The 20535-nt window shown below is 35.6% G+C and carries 20 protein-coding genes; 11 read left to right on the top strand and 9 right to left on the bottom strand.

Translation table 11 applies throughout. The features are described 5' to 3' along the window. Positions 1-3: 3 nt before the first annotated feature. The 3 genes from VB264_RS01690 (at position 4) to VB264_RS01680 (ending at position 4333) form a co-directional block, all read left to right on the top strand. Complete coding sequence (locus VB264_RS01690; protein WP_323246261.1) at positions 4-1449, top strand: TolC family protein; 1446 nt, start codon at positions 4-6, stop codon at positions 1447-1449. 169 nt (positions 1450-1618) lie between these two features. After that, on the top strand, positions 1619-3211 hold the full coding sequence (locus tag VB264_RS01685) for a M28 family peptidase (protein WP_323246260.1): 1593 nt from the start codon (positions 1619-1621) through the stop codon (positions 3209-3211). Positions 3212-3307: 96 nt separating this feature from the next. Further along, the gene (locus VB264_RS01680; protein ID WP_323246259.1) at positions 3308-4333 is read left to right on the top strand and encodes a M28 family peptidase; all 1026 of its coding nucleotides are present in this window, start codon (positions 3308-3310) and stop codon (positions 4331-4333) included. 3 nt (positions 4334-4336) lie between these two features. Here VB264_RS01680 and purN read toward each other — a convergent pair whose 3' ends face one another. Further along, on the bottom strand, positions 4337-4903 hold the full coding sequence (gene purN, locus VB264_RS01675; protein WP_323246258.1) for a phosphoribosylglycinamide formyltransferase: 567 nt from the start codon (positions 4901-4903) through the stop codon (positions 4337-4339). A gap of 97 nt (positions 4904-5000) precedes the next feature. Here purN and VB264_RS01670 point away from each other — a divergent pair, with 97 nt between their 5' ends. Further along, positions 5001-5543: an META domain-containing protein gene (locus tag VB264_RS01670; RefSeq protein ID WP_323246257.1), complete on the top strand. Its 543-nt coding sequence runs from the start codon at positions 5001-5003 to the stop codon at positions 5541-5543. Positions 5544-5747: 204 nt separating this feature from the next. On the opposite strand, the gene VB264_RS01665 is transcribed toward VB264_RS01670, so the two are convergent. After that, positions 5748-6857 carry an IS110 family RNA-guided transposase gene (locus VB264_RS01665; RefSeq protein WP_323246256.1) on the bottom strand — a complete coding sequence of 370 codons (1110 nt, stop codon included), beginning with the start codon at positions 6855-6857 and terminating at the stop codon, positions 5748-5750. Between the two features lie 584 nt (positions 6858-7441). After that, positions 7442-8161: a thioredoxin gene (trxA, locus tag VB264_RS01660; protein WP_323246255.1), complete on the bottom strand. Its 720-nt coding sequence runs from the start codon at positions 8159-8161 to the stop codon at positions 7442-7444. 225 nt (positions 8162-8386) lie between these two features. Here trxA and eno point away from each other — a divergent pair, with 225 nt between their 5' ends. The 6 genes from eno (at position 8387) to gpmI (ending at position 13863) form a co-directional block, all read left to right on the top strand. After that, positions 8387-9664 (top strand): phosphopyruvate hydratase, encoded by a 1278-nt coding sequence (eno, locus tag VB264_RS01655; RefSeq protein WP_323246254.1) that lies wholly within the window; start codon positions 8387-8389, stop codon positions 9662-9664. A 118-nt stretch (positions 9665-9782) separates the two neighbouring features. Beyond that, the gene (locus tag VB264_RS01650; protein ID WP_323246253.1) at positions 9783-10364 is read left to right on the top strand and encodes a hypothetical protein; all 582 of its coding nucleotides are present in this window, start codon (positions 9783-9785) and stop codon (positions 10362-10364) included. 245 nt (positions 10365-10609) lie between these two features. Continuing rightward, positions 10610-10918, top strand: coding sequence for an FtsB family cell division protein (locus tag VB264_RS01645; RefSeq protein WP_309913427.1), 309 nt, complete (start codon positions 10610-10612; stop codon positions 10916-10918). Positions 10919-11050: 132 nt separating this feature from the next. Further along, on the top strand, positions 11051-11554 hold the full coding sequence (locus VB264_RS01640; RefSeq protein ID WP_323246252.1) for a low molecular weight protein-tyrosine-phosphatase: 504 nt from the start codon (positions 11051-11053) through the stop codon (positions 11552-11554). Further along, positions 11555-12154 carry a DUF1684 domain-containing protein gene (locus VB264_RS01635; protein ID WP_323246251.1) on the top strand — a complete coding sequence of 200 codons (600 nt, stop codon included), beginning with the start codon at positions 11555-11557 and terminating at the stop codon, positions 12152-12154. A gap of 188 nt (positions 12155-12342) precedes the next feature. Beyond that, the gene (gene gpmI, locus VB264_RS01630; protein ID WP_323246250.1) at positions 12343-13863 is read left to right on the top strand and encodes a 2,3-bisphosphoglycerate-independent phosphoglycerate mutase; all 1521 of its coding nucleotides are present in this window, start codon (positions 12343-12345) and stop codon (positions 13861-13863) included. Positions 13864-13922: 59 nt separating this feature from the next. Here the strand turns inward: gpmI and VB264_RS01625 are convergent, their stop codons facing one another. The 4 genes from VB264_RS01625 to VB264_RS01610 form a co-directional block, all read right to left on the bottom strand. Beyond that, positions 13923-14609, bottom strand: a complete 687-nt coding sequence (locus tag VB264_RS01625; RefSeq protein WP_323246249.1) for a LysM peptidoglycan-binding domain-containing protein — start codon at positions 14607-14609, stop codon at positions 13923-13925. Positions 14610-14688: 79 nt separating this feature from the next. Further along, the gene (gene purE / locus VB264_RS01620) at positions 14689-15174 is read right to left on the bottom strand and encodes a 5-(carboxyamino)imidazole ribonucleotide mutase (RefSeq protein ID WP_323246248.1); all 486 of its coding nucleotides are present in this window, start codon (positions 15172-15174) and stop codon (positions 14689-14691) included. Between the two features lie 115 nt (positions 15175-15289). Then, a complete protein-coding gene (locus VB264_RS01615) occupies positions 15290-16279 on the bottom strand; it encodes a DUF2167 domain-containing protein (protein ID WP_323246247.1) in 990 nt (329 codons plus the stop codon). 174 nt (positions 16280-16453) lie between these two features. Next, the gene (locus VB264_RS01610; RefSeq protein WP_323246246.1) at positions 16454-17587 is read right to left on the bottom strand and encodes a 5-(carboxyamino)imidazole ribonucleotide synthase; all 1134 of its coding nucleotides are present in this window, start codon (positions 17585-17587) and stop codon (positions 16454-16456) included. Between the two features lie 181 nt (positions 17588-17768). On the opposite strand from VB264_RS01610, the gene VB264_RS01605 reads away from it, so the two are divergent. Next, positions 17769-18335 carry a DUF6580 family putative transport protein gene (locus VB264_RS01605; RefSeq protein ID WP_323246245.1) on the top strand — a complete coding sequence of 189 codons (567 nt, stop codon included), beginning with the start codon at positions 17769-17771 and terminating at the stop codon, positions 18333-18335. Between the two features lie 361 nt (positions 18336-18696). Here the strand turns inward: VB264_RS01605 and VB264_RS01600 are convergent, their stop codons facing one another. Together VB264_RS01600 and VB264_RS01595 are read right to left on the bottom strand one after the other, a co-directional pair. Further along, positions 18697-19932 carry a 3-phosphoshikimate 1-carboxyvinyltransferase gene (locus VB264_RS01600; protein ID WP_323246244.1) on the bottom strand — a complete coding sequence of 412 codons (1236 nt, stop codon included), beginning with the start codon at positions 19930-19932 and terminating at the stop codon, positions 18697-18699. Between the two features lie 143 nt (positions 19933-20075). Then, positions 20076-20534, bottom strand: coding sequence for a hypothetical protein (locus tag VB264_RS01595; RefSeq protein ID WP_323246243.1), 459 nt, complete (start codon positions 20532-20534; stop codon positions 20076-20078). Position 20535: the final 1 nt, after the last annotated feature.

The following is a 20535-nucleotide window of genomic DNA, read 5'->3' as shown; positions in this document are numbered from 1 at the left end:
AAAATGATGATTAAACTAAAATATTATATACTTACTTGTGGGCTTTTCATGGCGATGGTGTTTACCAATTGTCAACCGCTGAAAACCTACAAACAGCCGTCTTTAAAACCAATGCCCGAATCCTATAATAATAAAAAGGATTCGACCAATGATGCAGCCATCAATTGGAAAAGCTATTTTACAGACACAACGCTGATTGCTTTGATAGATACCTCGCTGAATAACAATATTGATTTGTTAATGACTTTGCAAAGAATTGAGATGGCTCAAAACCAGCTCAATTTTGCGAAAGTATTAGGAAAGCCTTTTGTAGGGGCGGGCATTTCGGCTGGACAAAAAAGATTTGGGAAATATACCATGGATGGTGTTGGTAATTATGATACCAATTTCTCAAATAATATTACTAACGACCAAAAAATTCCAGAACATCTTCCTGATTTTAACATTGGTTTACAGAGTTCATGGGAAATAGATATTTGGGGAAAATTGCGTAATAAAAAGAAAGCCGCTATCGCTCGATACTTAGCAAGTGTAGAAGGGAAAAACTGGATAATCACCAATTTGATTTCAGAAATTTCGGCGGGCTATTATAGCCTAATTGCGTTGGATAATGAATTAGATATTATCAAAGAAACCAGAAATCTGCAATTGAATGAATTACAAATTATTCAAGCTCAGAAAGAAGCAGGTTATGCCAACGAGTTAGCGGTAAAACAGTTTGAATCGAGAATCCTAAATACCAGAAGCTTAGAAGTTGAGATTTTACAATCAATTATTGAGATTGAGAACAAAATCAACTTTTTATTGGGACGATATCCACAACCAATTTATCGAGATAAATTACAGTTTACGAAGCCTTTGCCAACCCAAATCAGAATGGGCGTGCCTGCTCAGTTATTGAGAAATCGCCCTGATGTTAAAAAAGCTGAATACGAACTACTCGCAGCGAAAGCTGACGTAGAAGCCGCTCGGTTGGCATTTTATCCATCACTGAATATCAATGCTACTTTAGGATTTCAGACTTTTAATCCTGCCTATGTAATTGCTCCACAGTCGTTAGCCTATAATGTTTTAGGGGGCTTATCGGCACCTATTATCAATAGAAAAGGATTAATAGCTGATTTCGGTGTAACGAGTGCTGTTCAGATAGAAGCTTTGTACAATTATCAAAAGAGCATCATTGGTGCTTATACAGAAGTATATAACGAAATGTCTAATATTAAAAATCTTAGCCTGATTCAGGATTTGAAAAGTAAGGAGGTAAATGTATTGACGGAATCTATTGTAACGTCTACAGATTTATTCAAAACAGGTAGAGCGACCTATCTGGAGGTTCTGTTAACACAGGCTAATGCTTTACAGGCTAGGATAGAATTAATCAACGTAAAAAAACGCCAATACGATGCCGTAGTGAATATTTATAAAGCACTAGGCGGAGGTTGGAGATAATGCCTTTTGGTTTTCTTATTTCTTGAAGATATTTTTTCAAGAAATAAGAAAACCTCTAATAAATTAATTGAATTGTCGGGAAGGGAGTTTGGTATGAGCAAATTGTTAAGAAAATGTTTTCAAATAATTTCCTTAAATTCGCATCATCAATAAATTAAAATACCCTTTCATGAAAAAATATTCATTTCTGATTAGCGTCTTGCTTCTTTCGGCTACGGTTTCTCAGACCAATGCTCAAAAGATTGCAGAGAAGTATGCTAAAACCATCACGGTAAAAGACTTAAAAAAACATCTCACCTTTATCGCTTCAGATAGTTTAAAAGGACGTGACACGGGTTCTCCTGAACAAAAAGTAGCGGCAGAATATATCGCCAAACAATTTGATAGTTATGGTTTAAAAGGTCCCGTTAATGGGAATTCTTATCTTCAACCAGTAGATTTAATAAAACGTGGTTGGGGAGATTTTTACTTGAAAACTAAGTCGAAAGAATTCAAATACTTGTTTGATTTTATTGCCAATACTATTTCACCAATGCCACAAGAAGAAACCTTTGAAATGGTTTTTGTGGGATACGGTATTGAGGATAAAGCCTTGAACGATTACGAAAGTACAAAAGTAAACGGTAAAATTGTTGTCGCTTTTGAAGGTGAGCCACGTTTGGCAGATGGCAGTTACTTGATTTCAGGCAATACAGAAATGTCTAAATGGAGTAAAGGTGAGGCTTGGAAAGAGAAAATGGCTACTGCTAAAAGTAAAGGAGCAAAGGCTTTATTATTGATTTCAAAACAAAGTGTTGAAGAGTTTGAGAAAGTAATCAAACAACGTCAGACCATGCTAAAACGGTTTGGTAATGCAAGACTTGGCTTTGCTGACCAAAAAGACCCTCAAGGTTCTGACTTTGCTGTTTTAACAGTTGGACCAACAATGGCTGCTGATTTGTTTAATACAACGGTTGCTCAATTGGATATTCTGAAAGAAAAAGCCATTACTAAAAGTGTTGCAAATCAATTAGAAAAGCAATCTGTAGGGATAAAAATTGAAAGAACTGCTCAACCTGTTGAGACTTACAATGTATTAGGGTATTTAGAAGGAACGGATAAAAAAGACGAATTAGTGATTGTTTCTGCACATTATGACCACGTAGGAGTAACCGATGGGAAAATCTATAATGGTGCTGATGATGATGGTTCTGGAACTGTTTCTGTACTAGAAGTAGCTCAGGCATTTGGTGAAGCCGCAAAAGCGGGAAATAAGCCTCGCAGAAGTATGCTTTTTTTAACAGTAACTGGCGAAGAAAAAGGCTTGTTAGGGTCTGAATTTTATGTAACTCATCCAGTTTTTCCATTGGCAAGTACAGTGAGCGATATTCATATTGATATGGTTGGTAGGTCTGATAAAGAACATGAAGGCAAAGGAGACTATATTTATGTGATTGGTTCGGATAAACTTTCTTCCGAGTTACATGCTTCTTTGATTGAGCAAAATGATAAACATAACCCTATCAATTTAGATTTTCGTTATAACGACCCGAATGATCCAAACCGTTTTTATTATCGTTCAGACCATTATAATTTTGCTAAAAATAAAATTCCAGTAGCATTTTTCTTCAATGGAGTTCATGATGACTATCATCAACCGACAGATGATGTTGAGAAAATAGAATTCGAGCAAATGGAAAAAAGAGCCAAATTGATTTTCTATTTAACTTGGGATGTTGCTAATCGTGATAAGAGACTCGTTGTAGATTCAGATAAAAAATAGGTTTCTCTTTCAATCATTTTACGTTAATCTGATAAATATAGGCTTCAATTTGTGAATAATTATTCCAGATTGGAGCCTAGATTTGTTAGGTCATTTATGAAAAAATATTTCTTTTTCCTGCTTCTACTCGTTAATGCTGTTTCTGATGAACTTACGGTTACTTATTTTGCCGAGACTATTTCGATAGCAAACCTACAAAGCAATTTGACTTTTTTAGCAAGCGATAGCTTACGAGGACGTTTGACGGGCTCGAAAGAACAAAAAATAGCAGCAGCTTTCATTGCCAAGCATTTTCAAGAACATGGACTAGAAGCGATTGTGTCGGGAGATACCACAAACTCCTACTTTCAGCCATTTTATATCAAGCAATATTTTGGCAAACAGCATAGTGTGATGCTGAATCCGACGGATAAAATGCGTCGTGCTAAAAGTGTAATAGCTACCGAAAATGTAATGGGCTTTTTGGAAGGAACAGACAAAAAAGAAGAAGTATTGGTTATCTCTGCCCATTATGACCACATTGGTACAAAAAATGGTATTGTATTCAATGGTGCTGATGACGATGGCTCAGGGACTGTCGCAATGATGGAAATGGCAAGGGTGTTTTCAGAAGCCAAAAAACAAGGCAGAGGTCCACGTAGAAGTATTCTGTTTATTGCTTTTGCAGGAGAAGAGTTCGGTTTGCTAGGGTCGGAATATTATGTGGCAAAGCCTGTGGTTCCCCTTAAAAATACTGTTTGTGATTTGAATATCGATATGATTGGGCGGATAGATAATGCCTATCTGGATAAGAAGGAATATATATTCTTGATAGGTTCGGATAAAATTTCACAAGAACTTCATGCCCTGAGCGAACATAATAATGAGCTTTATACTAAACTGACTTTAGATTATAGCTATAATTCAGAATCGCATCCGCAACAATTGTACTATCGCTCAGACCATTATAATTTTGCCAAAAATCATATTCCCATTATTTTTTACTTCGATGGCGAACACCCAGACTATCATCAACCTACGGATGATGTTGATAAAATAGATTTTGGGTTGCTCAGAAAAAGAGCCCAATTGGTGTTTTATACCGCTTGGGACATTGCCAATCGCGAAGGAACATTAAAGTAATCATTAGCCAAGAATGGCTTTTTCAATTACTTCTGGAAAATGTTTGTGTTCTAATACTTGTCCTTTTTTAGCTACATCTTCGGGCAAATCTGTAGGTAATACTGGATAAGATGCTTGGAAGATGATAGCCCCTTCGTCGTAATGTTCATTCACCAAATGAATAGTGATGCCTGATTCTGTTTCTTTATTTTCAACAACGGCCTCATGAACAAAATGTCCGTACATACCTTTACCACCAAATTTTGGTAGAAGAGCTGGATGAATATTAATGATTTTATTGGGAAAAGCTTCTACCACATTTTGAGGAACAAGCCATAAAAAGCCAGCCAAAATTACCCAGTCGATTTCATTTTCTTTCAAAATATCAACTACTTTGCCCGACTTGAATTGTTGACGATTGAACATCACCAAAGGAATATTCAGGCGTTCGGCTCTTTGAATGACGCCCGCTTGGGGATTGTTACAAAGAAATAATTTCACGTTGATTTCAGTTGAATCTGAGAAATATTCAACGATACGTTCGGCATTTGAGCCCGAACCAGAAGCGAAAATGGCAATATTTTTAGACAAAATAGATTGGATTTAACAAATTTCTGACAAATTTAAGCATAGATTTACAACCAAGCTTAACTTTTCTGCGTCTTTGTTAAAACTAAATATCTAAATCATGAAAAAGAATCTTTATCACACTTTAGCAGTTACATTATTAACAGCTTTAGTTTGGGCATGTGGTATTACAATTGACCCAACACCTTTATGTGGATGTTCACCAGTGGTTACTTTACCAGATATTTTAGTTGGTAAATGGAATTTTGTAGGGTATATCAAAGAGGATAGTTTGAATATTGACCAAGAAAAACTAAAAGCAAGTACACCAGATTTTCCAGCTGATTTAGAATTGTCGTTTAGTAAAACAAGTCAGAATAGAAAAGAGTTGACTTTTACAGGGAGTTCGTCCGTAAATACTTATAATGGAGGAATTACTTTAGGAACTGGAACTACTGATTCGTCTTGGAGAGCATGGACACCGATAACTAGTGGTGCTATAGCACAAACAAAAATGGCAGGTAGCAATGAAGCAATGGCTTTTGAATTAAAATACTTAAATGGTCTTTCTGTAGGCGAAAAAGTTAAGATAGAAGATGGAGCAAATATCTTATTAAGAGTTAAAATACCAAATGATGAAATGCTTTTTGTGAGAAAGAGATAAATATGAGTCATCCCGAATTTTCTCATAAATTAGTAAATTTTAAAAGATTTCAGAGATTTTTGGATTTATACTTGACCTTACTTTTTGTCTTGATACAAAAAGTAACCGCTGGTACTGTCGTAAAAGTCAAGTTTTGAAATATTATTTTTTTAATATTTCGATTTTATTTTTTATAATTTTGGACTACTGAAGGAGTACCAGATTTTAAGCTGGTACATCCTGTGTAGTCCCACTTGTTGGGACTATTTTTTTAGTCTCACTTTCAAGTTCTTTGACATTGTTGGCATAGTGCATCGGATTATATTCTTCATTGCTTTTCCAGATGGCAAAGCTAAGTGTAAGTAATTTTTTCTGAACGGCTACATAGCCTTTCATCTTGATTTGTGTTCGTTCAAAAACTCGCTTAAACAGAGCTTGACAGGACGGTTCTCCGTATCTGACAGCATTGAAGGCAGGTAGAAATAAAATCCGTCTAATTCGGCTATTGCCCTTTTTCGAGATTTTTGTTTTCCCTGCTCGTTTTCCTGATTGGTTTTCTACCACATCATAACCAGCGAAGCTCACTAATTGACGAATATTTTCAAAGCCATCAAAGCCATTAGTTTCTGCAACCAGTGTTGAAACAGAAAGTAATGCTAAACCTTTGATTTTACATATTTTCTCAATTTTAGTTTTCAAAACTTGGTCTTTCGCTAAAAGTTTTTCTATTTCTTGACCAACCTGTTGAATTTGTTGCTCATAGAGTTTGATTAACTTATCCAACTGCTTAATAATGAATTTATCACTAATTTGACTATGTAAAATAGCATGTTTTTGATTTTCTGATTGGGTTTTCAACTCTTGCAACCGCTGGTGCTGACGAGTGAGCATCCTGAGCGAATAAATAGTCTTTGATAAGGGTTGCCATAAAGTTAGGGTTTGTTCTAAGCCCATTTGGGATAAACCCTTGGCATCTATCTTATCGTTTTTAGATTTATGACCAAGGCTTTTTAAATAATGCTTGGCTTTATTGGGCAAGACAATACTCACTGCTAAGTCATTTTGAAATAGATACCAGGCTATTTGTTCATGATAAACCCCAGTGGACTCCATTACAAAACGGATAGGCAAACTTACGTCTTTGCAATGTTTTTTAACCCAACTTAGTAAACTATCAAAACAAGTAACTTTGTTATTTACCTTACAAGTACCTTTGATGGTAACTTTGCCGTGGCTATCAATAACTGAAACACAAATTTGTAAAGTGTCTTTACTGACATCTATACCTACACAATAACGTAATAAAGTAGCTGAGGTTTGTAGTTGCTTGCTCATAGTCAGAGTGATTTTGAAGTGAATTTCATCTGACAGCTTTTCTCCAATTTAGCACATGAATACAGGATTGTTGCTTAAAGCTACATCCACAGGTACTGTCGAATTTACTGAGAAAAACAGGGTGAACAGATAAACCAGCGATACAACATCATTTAATGAAAAACGTGTTTGCGGCGGACCCAGAGCTGCTGCTCACCCCTGTCAAATTATATTTCAAAATTGCACTTTTTCCAACAATTTCAATGAACTACAAAGATATGAACGGCGGACCGTAAAAAAATCAAGAATTCCTAAACTCGCTTCGCTCAAACAGTAGGAATTCGGTTTCCCTCAATCATAAACATGAGTCATCCCGAATTTTAAAATCATAAAGAAGCGGTCGAAAAACTAATTTCGACCGCTTCTTTATGATTGATGAACAACGAATTCCTACTGTTTGAGCGAAGCGAGTTTAGGAATTCTTGATTTTCTTTTGTTACTTTTCTTTCATCAAGGAAAGAAAAGTAAGGACTAGACGATAATTAAGTAGAAAACCTCACAAATTGTCTCCCAAACGCACAATTTTAGGAAAAATTCGGGATGACTCATATTGAAAGCTGATTTGTAATCATTTTCTGTAAAGCTTTCTCTTCCAAATATCCAGTTGAACGTTTTACTTGTTTCCCGTTTTTGAAAACAATAAATGTCGGAATTTCATCTACTTTATAGTTTTCTACCACAGCTTTGCTGGCATCAGCATCTACTTTTACAAATTTTACTTTTCCTGATAATTCCTGTGAAAGCTTATCTACGCTAGGCATCATTTTGATACATGGACCACACCACGAAGCAAAAAAGTCTAGCACTACTACTTCGTTTTCTTTCAAAATAGCTTCAATCTCTGTTTTGCTATAACCCTTTGCATTAGTATTTTCCTTTGAACCTTCTACGGGTAAATTACTAGCAGTCCATTTCAAATAACCACCTTGAAGGTCGTAAACAGTCGTAAATCCATTTTGCTTTAATACTTCAGCTGCGGCTTTGCTTCTTCCACCAGATAAGCAATAGACGAATACGGGCTTAGATTTATCTAAAGTATTTATTTTTTGAATGAAATCTGGGCTTCTGTAATCGATATTTTGGGCTTTTGCCAAATGTCCACCGCCATATTCACCATTTGTACGAACATCTATAAGTTGGGCATTAGTGTTTTCAGAATATTTTTTCTGAAATTCTGCTGTAGACAAAACTTGTGAGAGGCTTATGCTTATATTTGCAATAGAAAGTATGGTTAAAAATATAAATGTGCGAATAATATTTTTCATTATTTTTAGTATTAAAATTAACTAACTGTGAAAGTATTAGAAAAGTACAAGCAATCTTGAAAAAAGGCTTAAATTTGTTCTCAATATTTAATTAAAGTATTCAAATCATGCGAAAATAGATTTAATTTTCAATGATTGAAGAAATATTTTATTTGAACAAGAGAGAGTATTATCTAATTTACAAAAATTCCCTCCGTTTATAACCAAAAACAAAATTTACGCAAAATGAGTGCAATTCAACATGTACACGCAAGACAAATTTTGGATTCTCGTGGAAATCCAACAATCGAAGTAGATATCCGTACCGAAGATGGTGCTTTTGGACGTGCCGCAGTGCCTTCTGGAGCTTCAACAGGTATTCACGAGGCCGTTGAATTACGTGATGAGGACAAAAGCGTTTACGTGGGTAAAGGTGTTTTAAAAGCCGTTGAAAACGTAAATACTGCTATTGCTCAAGAATTGTGGGGCTTAGAAGTTTCTGAGCAAAATATGATTGACCGTTTGATGATTGAATTAGACGGAACTCCAAACAAAGGTAATTTAGGAGCAAACGCTATTTTGGGTGTTTCTTTGGCAGTAGCTAAAGCGGCAGCTCAAGAGTCTGGGTTGTCTTTATACCGTTATATTGGTGGTGTTAATGCCAACACTTTGCCAGTACCAATGATGAATATCTTGAATGGTGGTTCTCACGCTGATAACTCAATCGATTTCCAAGAGTTCATGGTAATGCCAGCTAAAGCTGAGTCATTCTCACACGCTTTGCGTATGGGTACTGAAGTTTTCCATGCTTTGAAAGGTGTATTGAAATCTAAAGGATATTCAACAAACGTAGGTGATGAAGGTGGTTTTGCACCAAACATCAAGTCTAACGAAGAGGCAATCGAAATCGTTTTACAATCAATCGAAAAAGCAGGTTACAAACCAGGTGAAGAAATTTTCATCGCAATGGATGCTGCTGCTTCTGAATTCTATAACGAAGAAACTGGTCTTTATACATTCAAGAAATCTGATGGCAAGCAATTGAACAATATGGAAATGGCTGCTTACTGGAAAACTTGGGCTGATAAATATCCAATCATCTCTATCGAAGACGGTATGGCTGAAGATGACTGGGCTGGTTGGAAAGAGCAAACTAAATTGATTGGTAGCAAAGTTCAATTAGTAGGTGACGATTTATTTGTAACAAACGTAAAACGTTTACAAATGGGTATCGAACAAGGTGTTGCTAACGCTGTATTAGTAAAAGTAAACCAAATTGGTTCTTTAACTGAAACAATCGATACTATCAACTTAGCGAAACGTAATTCATACAAAAACATCATGTCTCACCGTTCAGGTGAAACTGAAGATGCTACAATTGCTGACTTAGCAGTAGCATTGAACACAGGTCAAATCAAAACTGGTTCGGCTTCTCGTTCAGACCGTATGGCAAAATACAACCAATTACTTCGTATCGAAGAAGAATTAGGCGCAAACGCTTACTTCCCAGGATTGAATTTCTAATTGGAAATAACAGATTTAAAAGAGCCTTGCAGTATTTTTTGCAAGGCTCTTTTTTATGTTACAAACACGTTATATATTGTAAATATCTTTACCCTTTAATAAACTACAGACTAAAATCATGACAAAAAGAAAATTAATTTGGCTTTTAAGTGCAATTGCTACATTTATTGTAGTTTTTTATTTAATTCCAGATAACATTGCCAATATGGCACCTACATTTATCCCAATAATCGGAGCCGCCTTAACTGCATTCTTTTGGATGCAGGCTATATCTGATTTCAAAAGTTATGAGGATTTTAATAAACCAAGAAATGCAGATTGGAAATACATGTTTTCTATCTTTTCGTCTGTATTCGGTGTAATTATACTGTTTTTTGTTTTTTCAATGAACTTTTCATTTAGGGAATCAGATGAACTAAAAAAGGATGGAATAAGAACAGTTGGAATAATTACTGACGGTTCTGGCATTAAAATTAGAAAAGGTGCTTCCTATGATGTGACTGTACAATTTTTAACAAATGAGGGAGATAGCATAACTGTAACCAAAGATATTGGTGAATCAGATTTTGGGTTAGTAAGTCAATATCAACCTGTTGAACTAATTTATTCTCGTAAAGACCCTAAAATGATTAGGCTATTAATTAGTGATGTTACTCGTAAAGAATTTGAATCTGTAGGGGCTTCTAAAGCTAATGAATAGTATTTAAATATATTAAAAGAGTCTTGTGAAGTTTTTTAAAAAGACTCTTTTAGTTTTTGAAGTAAATACTTAATATATAAACTCTTTACGAAAAGCCTTTAATTAAAAAAAGGATAGGAGAATTGAAAATGAGGATTTAAAATTGAATATCATAAAGTTATAGTTCCATACGAGATTAATTTAGGAAGCCCTAAAACTATTATATTTGTAAAAAGCTTTTTAAATTAGACTTTCTTGACATTCACATGAGAAGATTACTCTTAGTAAAATATCGATTTTATACCCTTACGCTATCAGTATTGGTGGTGTGGATGATTTTTTTTGATGATAACAATGTTTTTAGTCAGTTTAAGATGTACCGAGAGTTAGGGCGATTAGAAGATGAAACAGCTTATTATGCTCAAAAATTAAAGGAGGTAGAGAAAGAAAAAATAGAAGTAATGGGCAATTCGAGTTTGATAGAAAAATTTGCACGCGAGAAGTACCTGATGAAAAAGCCCAACGAAGAGATTTTTGTAATAGTTGATGAAGATAATCAGCCGATTGAAAAATAAAAAATAATTAAAAATGAATTGAGCCTGTAATAACCCTGCTGTTTTACAGGTTTTTTTTGTAAAATTTGCATTCCAGCTTTATTTTACACAATTCTTAGCTTGAATGTAGCCCAGAATTGTTAGCGTTAAAAAATGATGTTAAAAATTTTATTTGTTTGTACTGGTAATATCTGCCGTTCGCCAATAGCGGAGGAAACTTTTAGAAGAGCCGTAAAGGCTCGTGGTTTACAGCGTGTCATTCTGTGTGACTCTGCGGCAACGCATGCTTATCATATTGGTGACTTGCCTGACCCTAGAACACGGAAAAATGCTGAATCGCATGACCTAAAACTTACGCATCATTGCAGGAAACTATCGGGCGAAGATTTTTCGGTGTTTGATTATATCGTGGCAATGGATAATTATAATATGGAAAATATCCAGACAATCAGTGCGAGATCTATCGGTATAAAACAGCCAGCTGAAAATTGTTTTTTGTATAGAAAGTTCGATAATACGAATACGACAATAGACAAAGTATTGGAAGTGCCAGACCCATACTATGGAAATTCAACTAATTTTGAGGAAGTCTATCAGATTGTCAATCGTTGTGCTGAAACATTTTTAGATTTCTTAATTATTAAACATAATTTGTAAATGAAGAGGCTTCTACTAATATGTCTGTTGTTTATCTCGCACCAACTCTTGGCTCAATCGTACCAAGATAGCATTGCTAATCATCGAGAAAACTATAAGAAGGAGTTCTTGGATAGTAAGAGTAGCCCTTTGAAAGAAGCAGATTTATCTTATCTAAGGTTTTATGAACCAGATGTACACTATCGTGTGAATTGCATCTTTAAAAAATCGGAGAATGTTAAGCCTTTTAATATGTCAACCTCCTCTGGTCAGAAGCAAGAATATTACAAATATGGGGTATTGAGCTTTCAATTGCAAGGTAAAAATATGGAGCTAAACGTATATAGAAGCCTAAGTTTAATGCGAGTATCTCAGTATAAAAATTACCTGTTTATTCCCTTTAAAGATGCTACTAATGGGAAAGATACTTATGGAGGCGGGCGTTATTTAGCCCTTGAAACTACCGATATTCAAAATGATAGCGTAATTTTAGACTTTAATAAAGCATATAACCCTTATTGTGCTTTTAGTGATGGATATTCTTGCCCAATTCCACCTAAAGAAAACCATTTAACAGTAGGAATTGAAGCAGGAGAGAAGACTTTCGGTAAAGTACATTAAATTTGTTAAGAGTTGTGAATGATGAGTTAAGTAATGAATACAATTTAATCGACGTTTTATATTGGGTATAAATGATTGATAATTAGAAACTTATAATACTAATCACCAATTACTATTTACCAATCACTACTTAAAGAGCTTAAAGCAAATTATCCAAGCGTTAATAAAACAAATTAAGCAATACATACGTGGACAAAAAAGTAATTTTAATCATCCTAGACGGTTGGGGAATAGCTCAGAAGGGTTATGAAGACCGTTCGGCAATCATTGCAGCAAAAACGCCATTTTATGATTCTATTTTGGCGAATAATCCAAACAGTACTTTAGTTACCTTCGGTCCTGAAGTTGGTTTACCAGAAGGACAATTTGGTAACTCTGAGGTTGGCCACATGAACTTAGGTGCTGGTCGTACTGTAAAACAAAGTTTGGTACGTTTGAATGATGCGATTGAACAAGATACTCTTCGTCATGAGCCTGTCTTGGTAAAGGCTATCAAATATGCAAAAGATAATAACAAACCTTTTCATTTGATGGGCTTAGTGTCTGATGGTGGCGTACACGCACATATCAATCATGTAAAAGCATTGTGCAATGTTTTAAAAGATAATGGTTTAGAAAAAGTATATATCCATGCTTTTACAGATGGACGTGATACTGACCCGAAATCAGGAAAAGGATATATCGCAGATTTATCATCATTCCTGAAAACCTCGGTAGGTAAAATTGCGAGTGTAACGGGTCGTTATTATGCAATGGATAGAGATAATCGTTGGGAGCGTATTCAGAAAGCTTACGACGTAATGGTAAAAGGGATTGGAACAACGACGGAAGACGTGTTAGCGTCAATTGCAGCGTCTTATGAAGCTGGCGTAACAGATGAGTTCATCGACCCGCTTTTAGTGACTGAAAACGGAGTACCTGTTGCCACTATTCAAGAAGGTGATGTTGTATTGTGTTTTAACTACCGTACAGACCGCCCACAGGAAATCACTAAAGCTTTGACGCAACAAGATTTTCCTGAGAATGGCATGAAAAAATTGGATATTCAGTATTATACTTTGACCAATTATAATAAGTCTTTCACAGGTATCAATATTATTTTTGATGATAGTAACTTACCTGCTACGTTGGGTGAAATATTATCAGAAGCTGGTAAAAAGCAAATCAGAATTGCTGAAACTGAAAAATATCCACACGTTACTTTCTTCTTCTCAGGTGGACGTAACGAAGAGTTTGAAGGTGAAAGCCGTATTTTGTGTAATTCTCCGAAAGTGGCTACTTACGATTTACAGCCAGAAATGTCTGTATATGAAGTACGTGATAGTTTAGTCCCTGCTTTAAGAGACGAAAAAGCTGATTTTGTATGCTTGAACTTTGCTAACCCTGATATGGTGGGTCATACTGGTGATTTCCAAGCGGTAGTTGATGCTTGCGAGGCAGTAGATCAATCGTTGGAAGCCGTAGTAACAGCAGGTGTTGAACATGGCTATTCAGTAATTGTTTTAGCTGACCACGGAAATGCTGATTACATGATTAATGACGACGGTTCGCCAAATACACAACATAGCTTAAACCTTGTTCCTTGTATTTTGATTGACAAAGATAAAAAAGCAATCAAAAATGGTAAATTAGGTGACATCGCTCCAACTATTTTGGATTTAATGGGTGTCGAAAAACCAGCAATCATGACTGGTCTAAGCTTAGTATAAGCTTTGAAGATACCAATCAGATAATAAAAAAGGTCAGGTTTCAAAAACCTGACCTTTTTCTATGGCAATGGAATAATTAACTTCTCTCCGCGTTCAGTCAAATCCTTAGTCTTTTTGTTAGCAGTCATTATCAATTGTTTGCTAACGCCATATTTTTCTGCTACTACCCTCAGAATGTCTCCAGGGCCTACTGTATGAATAGCTTTCACTTTTACATTCAGTTTAGTAATTCCTACCTTAATACCTTCGGGTGAAATATCAGGATTAAGTGTTTGCAAAGCAGACTTGCTAAGATGATAACGATTGGCAATACCATAAAAAGTTTCGCCTGATTGTACTGTATGGGTAAACGATGTCCCTTTTACGGCAACTTCGGTTGCTTTCTTTTCTGGTTTAGCTGTTTCCTCTTTCTTTTTAGGTTCTTCTTTTTCCTTCTCATCTACTTTCTTCTCTTCTTTTTCTTTCTTCTTTATTTCAGCTTTCTCTGAAGCTTTTTTGGCCTCATTTTCAACATCCTCCTCAGGCATTTCTGACGGAGCGGTTACAAGGTCGGCATCGTCTTGACCTTTCATCGCATCCGACTGTGGGGCAGTACTTAAAACAACTTCAGTTTTTGTAGTTTCATCACTCATCGACTGCCAACCAACGTACAACAAAGCAATTACCAATGCCACTAAAACCAAAAGGGTTATCATTGGAATGTTTGAGTTTTCTTCAACTGGGCGAGGATTACGATAATCTTCCATATTTCGTAAGGATTGGTGAGGTTTATTTAAAAAATTAAAGAGTTTTCGACTGTTAAAATAATCAATTAATTTAAAATAACTAGTTACTTCCCTTCAATTCATTAACCATTTCTGCAACTTTTTCGCTTAGTTCGCTTTTATAATTTTGCAATTTAGTAGCTATTTCCTGATTTTCAATACCCAACATTTGTATGGCAAGAATTCCTGCATTTTTAGCACCATTCAAAGCGACAGTAGCTACAGGAACACCTGAGGGCATTTGTAAAATAGAGAGTACAGAATCCCAGCCATCGATTGAATTTGAAGATTTTACAGGTACACCAATAACAGGAAGCGTTGTTACAGAAGCTACCATGCCCGGCAAATGTGCCGCACCGCCTGCTCCAGCAATGATTACTTTAACGCCTCTTTCACGAGCACTCTGTGCATACTCAACCATTTTCAAAGGTGTTCTATGAGCCGAAACGATGTCTATTTCATACTCTACTCCAAATTGTTTACAAACGTCGGCAGCTTCTTGCATTACTTTAATGTCTGAAATACTACCCATGATGATTCCTACCATTGTACAATAACAAATTAAATTGCGTTATAAAGAATACAAATTTAGGTCGAAAAATCGAAAAAGCCTCTACTTCCTATAACGCAGAGGCTTTTAAAATAATATAAATGCTTAAAGATTAAGCATTTTCAGAAGGTTCAATGGATGGATTTTCTGGTAATTCTTCTTTAAAACTTTCTACAGGCTCATCTTCTTTTCTTTTTCCCGTAATAAAACGCCAGATAGCCGTTAAACCTGCACCAATCGCCACGATACCCAGTTTTCCTAACTTGAGTAATGGAAGGAAAAACTTACCTAATAGTCCTAAGAACCCCAATTTAGCCAATACTTTTCCTGCTACCAAACCTCCGATACCTACGGCTGCTACCATGTCTAAACCCGGATCAAAATCTTTGTATTTATTGCCATCTGTAAATTCTACGATGTTCAAAACTTTGCTGACGTCATTATTAACCATGGCTAATTGAGACATTCCACCTACAGCATTTAATATCAACACACCTTTTCTGCCCAAAATCCTAATGTTGTAATTAAGTGTATTTTCGGCGCTATCATCAAATTTAATTTCTTTGGCCCAATGCAATACCTTATGTTCTTTATCATAAAATGGTTTTGCAGCCCAACCTACTAACTTAACACTTCCATAACCCTCTTTTACTCGTTCTTCATTGCCAGCAGCTATATCTTCCTGCATATCAGCTAGCAGATCGTCATAGTTTATGTCGTCTGCATCATCATCTTTTACAAAGCCCATTTCGTCCCATTGAACGATAAAAGAATAACTTGACGCATCAGTCACTTTTCCCCCTTCTGGTAAAATCATACCTAAGATTTCTTGAGGAGGATTTCCCCAAAGTTCAGTCACTACAAAATCAGCTTGTTCGGCATTCAGGAATTTAAAGCCAGCAGGAATGGTAATTTTTGCAATACCATTTTTTAGCAAGATTGTACCATGTTGGTAATTCATGGCATGCTCGACGGAATCAATGAAGGCTTCTTGTACTGCCAAGGCTTTTGATTCCTCATCACTGTTTTTTTTGTCTTTCTGTGCAGATACTGAATAAATAAAAGAGATACATAACAGTAGTAGACCTAAAGTTTTTTTCATGTGTATAAAATTTAAGATGTGAGCCTTAAAAATATCATTAATAAATGAAAAAAGGAAAATAATTTATTAAACGGTAAGTTATTAGGTTTAAAAATGGAAAAGCCCCAAAGTCAAGTATAATAGATGACCTTGGGGCTTTTATTTTTTGTGAATAAAATCGTACAGATTTGTCTTTTAAGCAATTACTTTAAGCGTTTCCTTCACAGCTTTCACTTTTTCTTTTAGAGAAGTTAAGTCTTCATCTACTACTGTTACATGCCCCATTTTACGGAATGGCTTTGTGATTTTTTTACCATACAAAAATGGATATACACCTGCTATGGCTAAAGCCTCATTCATCCCAACATATTTTGCTTCGCCAGTGTAATTATCTTCACCCAATAAGTTCACCATCGCTGCTTTTGAATGGGCAGTAGTGTCGCCTAATGGTAAGCCTAGAACAGCCCTAAGATGTTGCTCAAACTGAGAAGTGTGATTTGCCCTGATGGTATGATGACCGCTATTATGTGTACGTGGAGCTACTTCATTGATAAGAATCTGACCATCTTTCGTCAAAAACATTTCGACAGCCAGTAAGCCTACAATACCTAATTTTTCGGCAGTTTCTATCGCAATTCTCTTTGCTTCTTCATGGATATGTTCATTCACAGCCGCTGGTGCGAATAGGTATTCCACCAAATTATATACAGGATGAAATACACATTCAACGGTTGGGAATGTCTTGATTTCGCCATGTTCGTTTCTTGCAACGATTACGGCTATCTCTTTATCAAAGTCTATCGCTTTTTCTAATAAACTTGGTTCAGTAAAAGCCAAAGGTAAATCATCTTCAGAACTTAGTTTTTGTACACCACGTCCATCATAACCCCCTTTGCCCAATTTATTGAAGGCAGGTAAGAAATCAAGATTTTTACTAATTTGTTCTACAGAATCTGTCAAGATAAAAGCAGAAGTAGGTAGATTGTTATCTAAATAAAACTGTTTCTGAATGCGTTTATCTTGAATGATTTCTAATACTTCGGGCTGTGGAAATACTTTCTTGCCTTCTGAACGAAGTTTTTTTAATGCTTCTAAATTAACATTCTCTATTTCAATCGTAATTACTTCGCAGTCTTGTCCAAACTGGTAAACGGTGTCATAGTCCAGAAATGACCCAACAACAAACTCTGGTGCAATTTTAGCACAAGGAGCATCAGGGTCTGGGTCAAGTGCTTTTACGTGAATATCTAAATCGATAGCGGCTTGGAGTAACATCCTTCCTAGTTGACCACCGCCTAATAAACCTAATTTGAAATTTTTAGAAAACATTGGATTGCTGTTGGGGAAAGATACTAGCAATTAGTAGCAAAAATTGAATAAAAACCCTTGTTTGCTTTGTCGTAGTATCTTACCTTATTTTAATTTTTCACAAAATTACGTTGAAATCTGTAAACCTTAGTAAATTTGTGTACTCTAAATAAATTAGAGGGGAAATTTTGGAGAAAAATTTATGAAAAATTCAATAAATCTTCGTTTTGGTATTTTGGTTGCTATTATTTTAGTGGCTACTGCTTTCCGTTTTTTAGCTGTTGTAGCACCAACTTTATCAAACTTTTCACCAGTAGGCACTATTGCGCTATTTGGTGGAGCATATTTTACTAAAAAATATTGGGCTTTTGTAGTACCTATCCTTGCTTTGTGGTTATCAAACTTGGTATTGAATAACGTTTTTTACAAGCAGTGGTATCCTACGTTTTCATTCGGTTTTGAAGCCGCAGTGTTTATCAGCTTTGCTTTAGTGGTGTTAGTGGGAATTGTTACTTTGAAAAAAGTAAATGTAACAAACTTACTTGGTGCTAATTTATTGGGCACACTAGTGTTTTTTATTGTATCAAACTTCTTTGTTTGGACGGCTGGAAAAATCTATCCTCAAACTTTTGATGGATTGGTATCATGCTATACGATGGCTTTACCCTTCTTGAAAAATACGTTGATGAGTAACCTAATCTTTTCTGCTATTATGTTTGGTGCTTTTGAATATGCACAATCGACTAGTAAATCGTTGCAGTTGCAGTAAGATATTTTATAATACTTATCTTGAAAATGGTGTAAGGCTGGCTTTACACCATTTTTTTGTCCTCAGAAAATGTTTGAAAATTTTATTTGCTCTTCATCAAAAAAAAATTCCTTTCGCTACGTCTTACTTTTCTTGCCTTGACGCAAGAAAAGTAACAAAAGAAAGTCAAGAAATTCCGAAACTCGCTTCGCTCAAACAGCGGAATTTCGTAAAATGCTTACGCTAGTTTAATATTTGATTTAAAAGGTTGCAGAAAGTGTTAAACATACTTTTATTATTTAGACTTATACACATTATATAAAACAAAAAAAAGTGCAGGGTATGCGCCCTACACTTATCTCTACAATAATATCTAGTTGTTTTAAGCCTCAATGTCAACAATCGCTGCTAAGTGTTTCCAGAACGAAGGGTATGATTTTACTACAACGTCTGGTTCTTCAATCTCTACCTCTGCCATTAAAGCTAAAGGAGCAAAAGCCATTGCCATACGGTGGTCATCATAAGTATGGAATGATGTTCCCGCTGGAATGCTTTGATTACTTGAAGTCAATAAGTATTTATGATTTTTTTCTGTTTCTACTAAACTCGCTCCGATTTTAGCCAACTCTGTTTGTAAGGCATAAATTCTATCAGTTTCTTTTACTTTTAGCGATTCTACGCCTGTTAAAGTAAGCGGAATGTTTTTGGCTGCTGCTACTACACAAACCGTTTGAGCAAGGTCTGGGCAATTGGTGAAATCCCAAGCTAAAGTACTTTCAGCAGGAATTTTAGTTAGTTTAAACCCACGACCTGTATATTCAGATTTCACGCCTAGGTGGCTCATAATATCTGTAATGACAGAGTCACCTTGTAATGAATTTTCTTTTAATCCTAATAACTCTAATTCAGCATCTTCAAATTCAGAAAGTGCTACAATTGAAAACCAATAGCTTGCTCCCGACCAGTCAGATTCGATGGCATAAGGAATTACTTCGTATTTTTGAGCAGGTACTGTAATCGTCAAATTTTCCCAATCTGGACTCACCGTAATACCGAAACTTTTCATTTGTTGAATCGTCATTTCGATATAAGGTTTAGACCCTAACTCTCCCGTAATCGTCAGAATTAATCCTTCTGGCAACAATGGGGCAATCATCAAAATGGCAGAAATGTATTGTGAAGAAACATCCCCTCTGATAGCCAAATGGTTGTTTCCAGAGAAACTAAATCCATTTAATTGTAATGGAGGATAGCCTTCTTTATTCAAATATTCAATATCAGCACCCAAAGAACGAAGGGCATCTACCAAAATACCAATCGGACGTTCACACATTCTTGGCGTACCTGTCATCGTCTTGTGCTGACCTGTAACTGCAAAATACGCCGTTAAAAAACGCATAGTAGTACCAGCATCAATCACATCTGCAATAGCATCATCAGAAGCTAACAAACGCATCATCGTTTGTGTGTCACGTGCTTCAGCAAGATTTGATAAATTGTCTTTTCCTTGCGCCAAGGCATTGATAATCAAGGCACGATTAGATTCTGATTTTGAAGAAGGTAAGGGTATTTCCGTTTGGAAAGATTTCTGTACTTTAGGAAGTAATAGCTTTTTCAATGTATGATTTCTGATTTATTTTCGGAAAATATCATTCCCGATATACTTCTCTGATTCGTTTTTCGGATTTAAAGAATACAAAGATACAAGAAAACCTTGAAAATAGGCTCTGTAGAAACGCTTTACAGCGTACAAAGTAAGAGCTAGAACTCTTCATCCTCAACAATACTCTCTCTAAAACGTTCTTGATAAGTATTGAGCAATTCTTCTAATTGCCAAGCTGTAATGGCTAATGTATTGATGGGAATCTCTTGAATTCGTCCATTATTAGTAAAAACCAATGTTTCCGAATAACTATTCCCTTTCACTTCTGGACGAATTTGTAAACCATGCACAAATGCCCAAGAAACGAAAGGTTGACCAACTACTTGAATGCCATCTTGACTAATAATAATTTTCGCTTTTGATTTGATTTTTTCTAAATACCTATAAGTCAATACGATACTAGTGAATAAACATAATACACTTGATATATATTCTGTTCTGATTAAGAAAAAAATTACGTATAAAAATGTTCCTAGTCCACCCAACAGCAGTAGATGTTGGTCGGATGGACGAGTATAAATAACTGTCACTTGGGGAATCTCTACTTTTTCAGGCATA

Source organism: Arcicella aquatica (assembly GCF_034928825.1).
GTDB lineage: Bacteria > Bacteroidota > Bacteroidia > Cytophagales > Spirosomataceae > Arcicella > Arcicella aquatica.
Note: the sequence above shows the minus strand (reverse complement) of the source record. Positions and strands in the feature narration are given on the sequence as shown.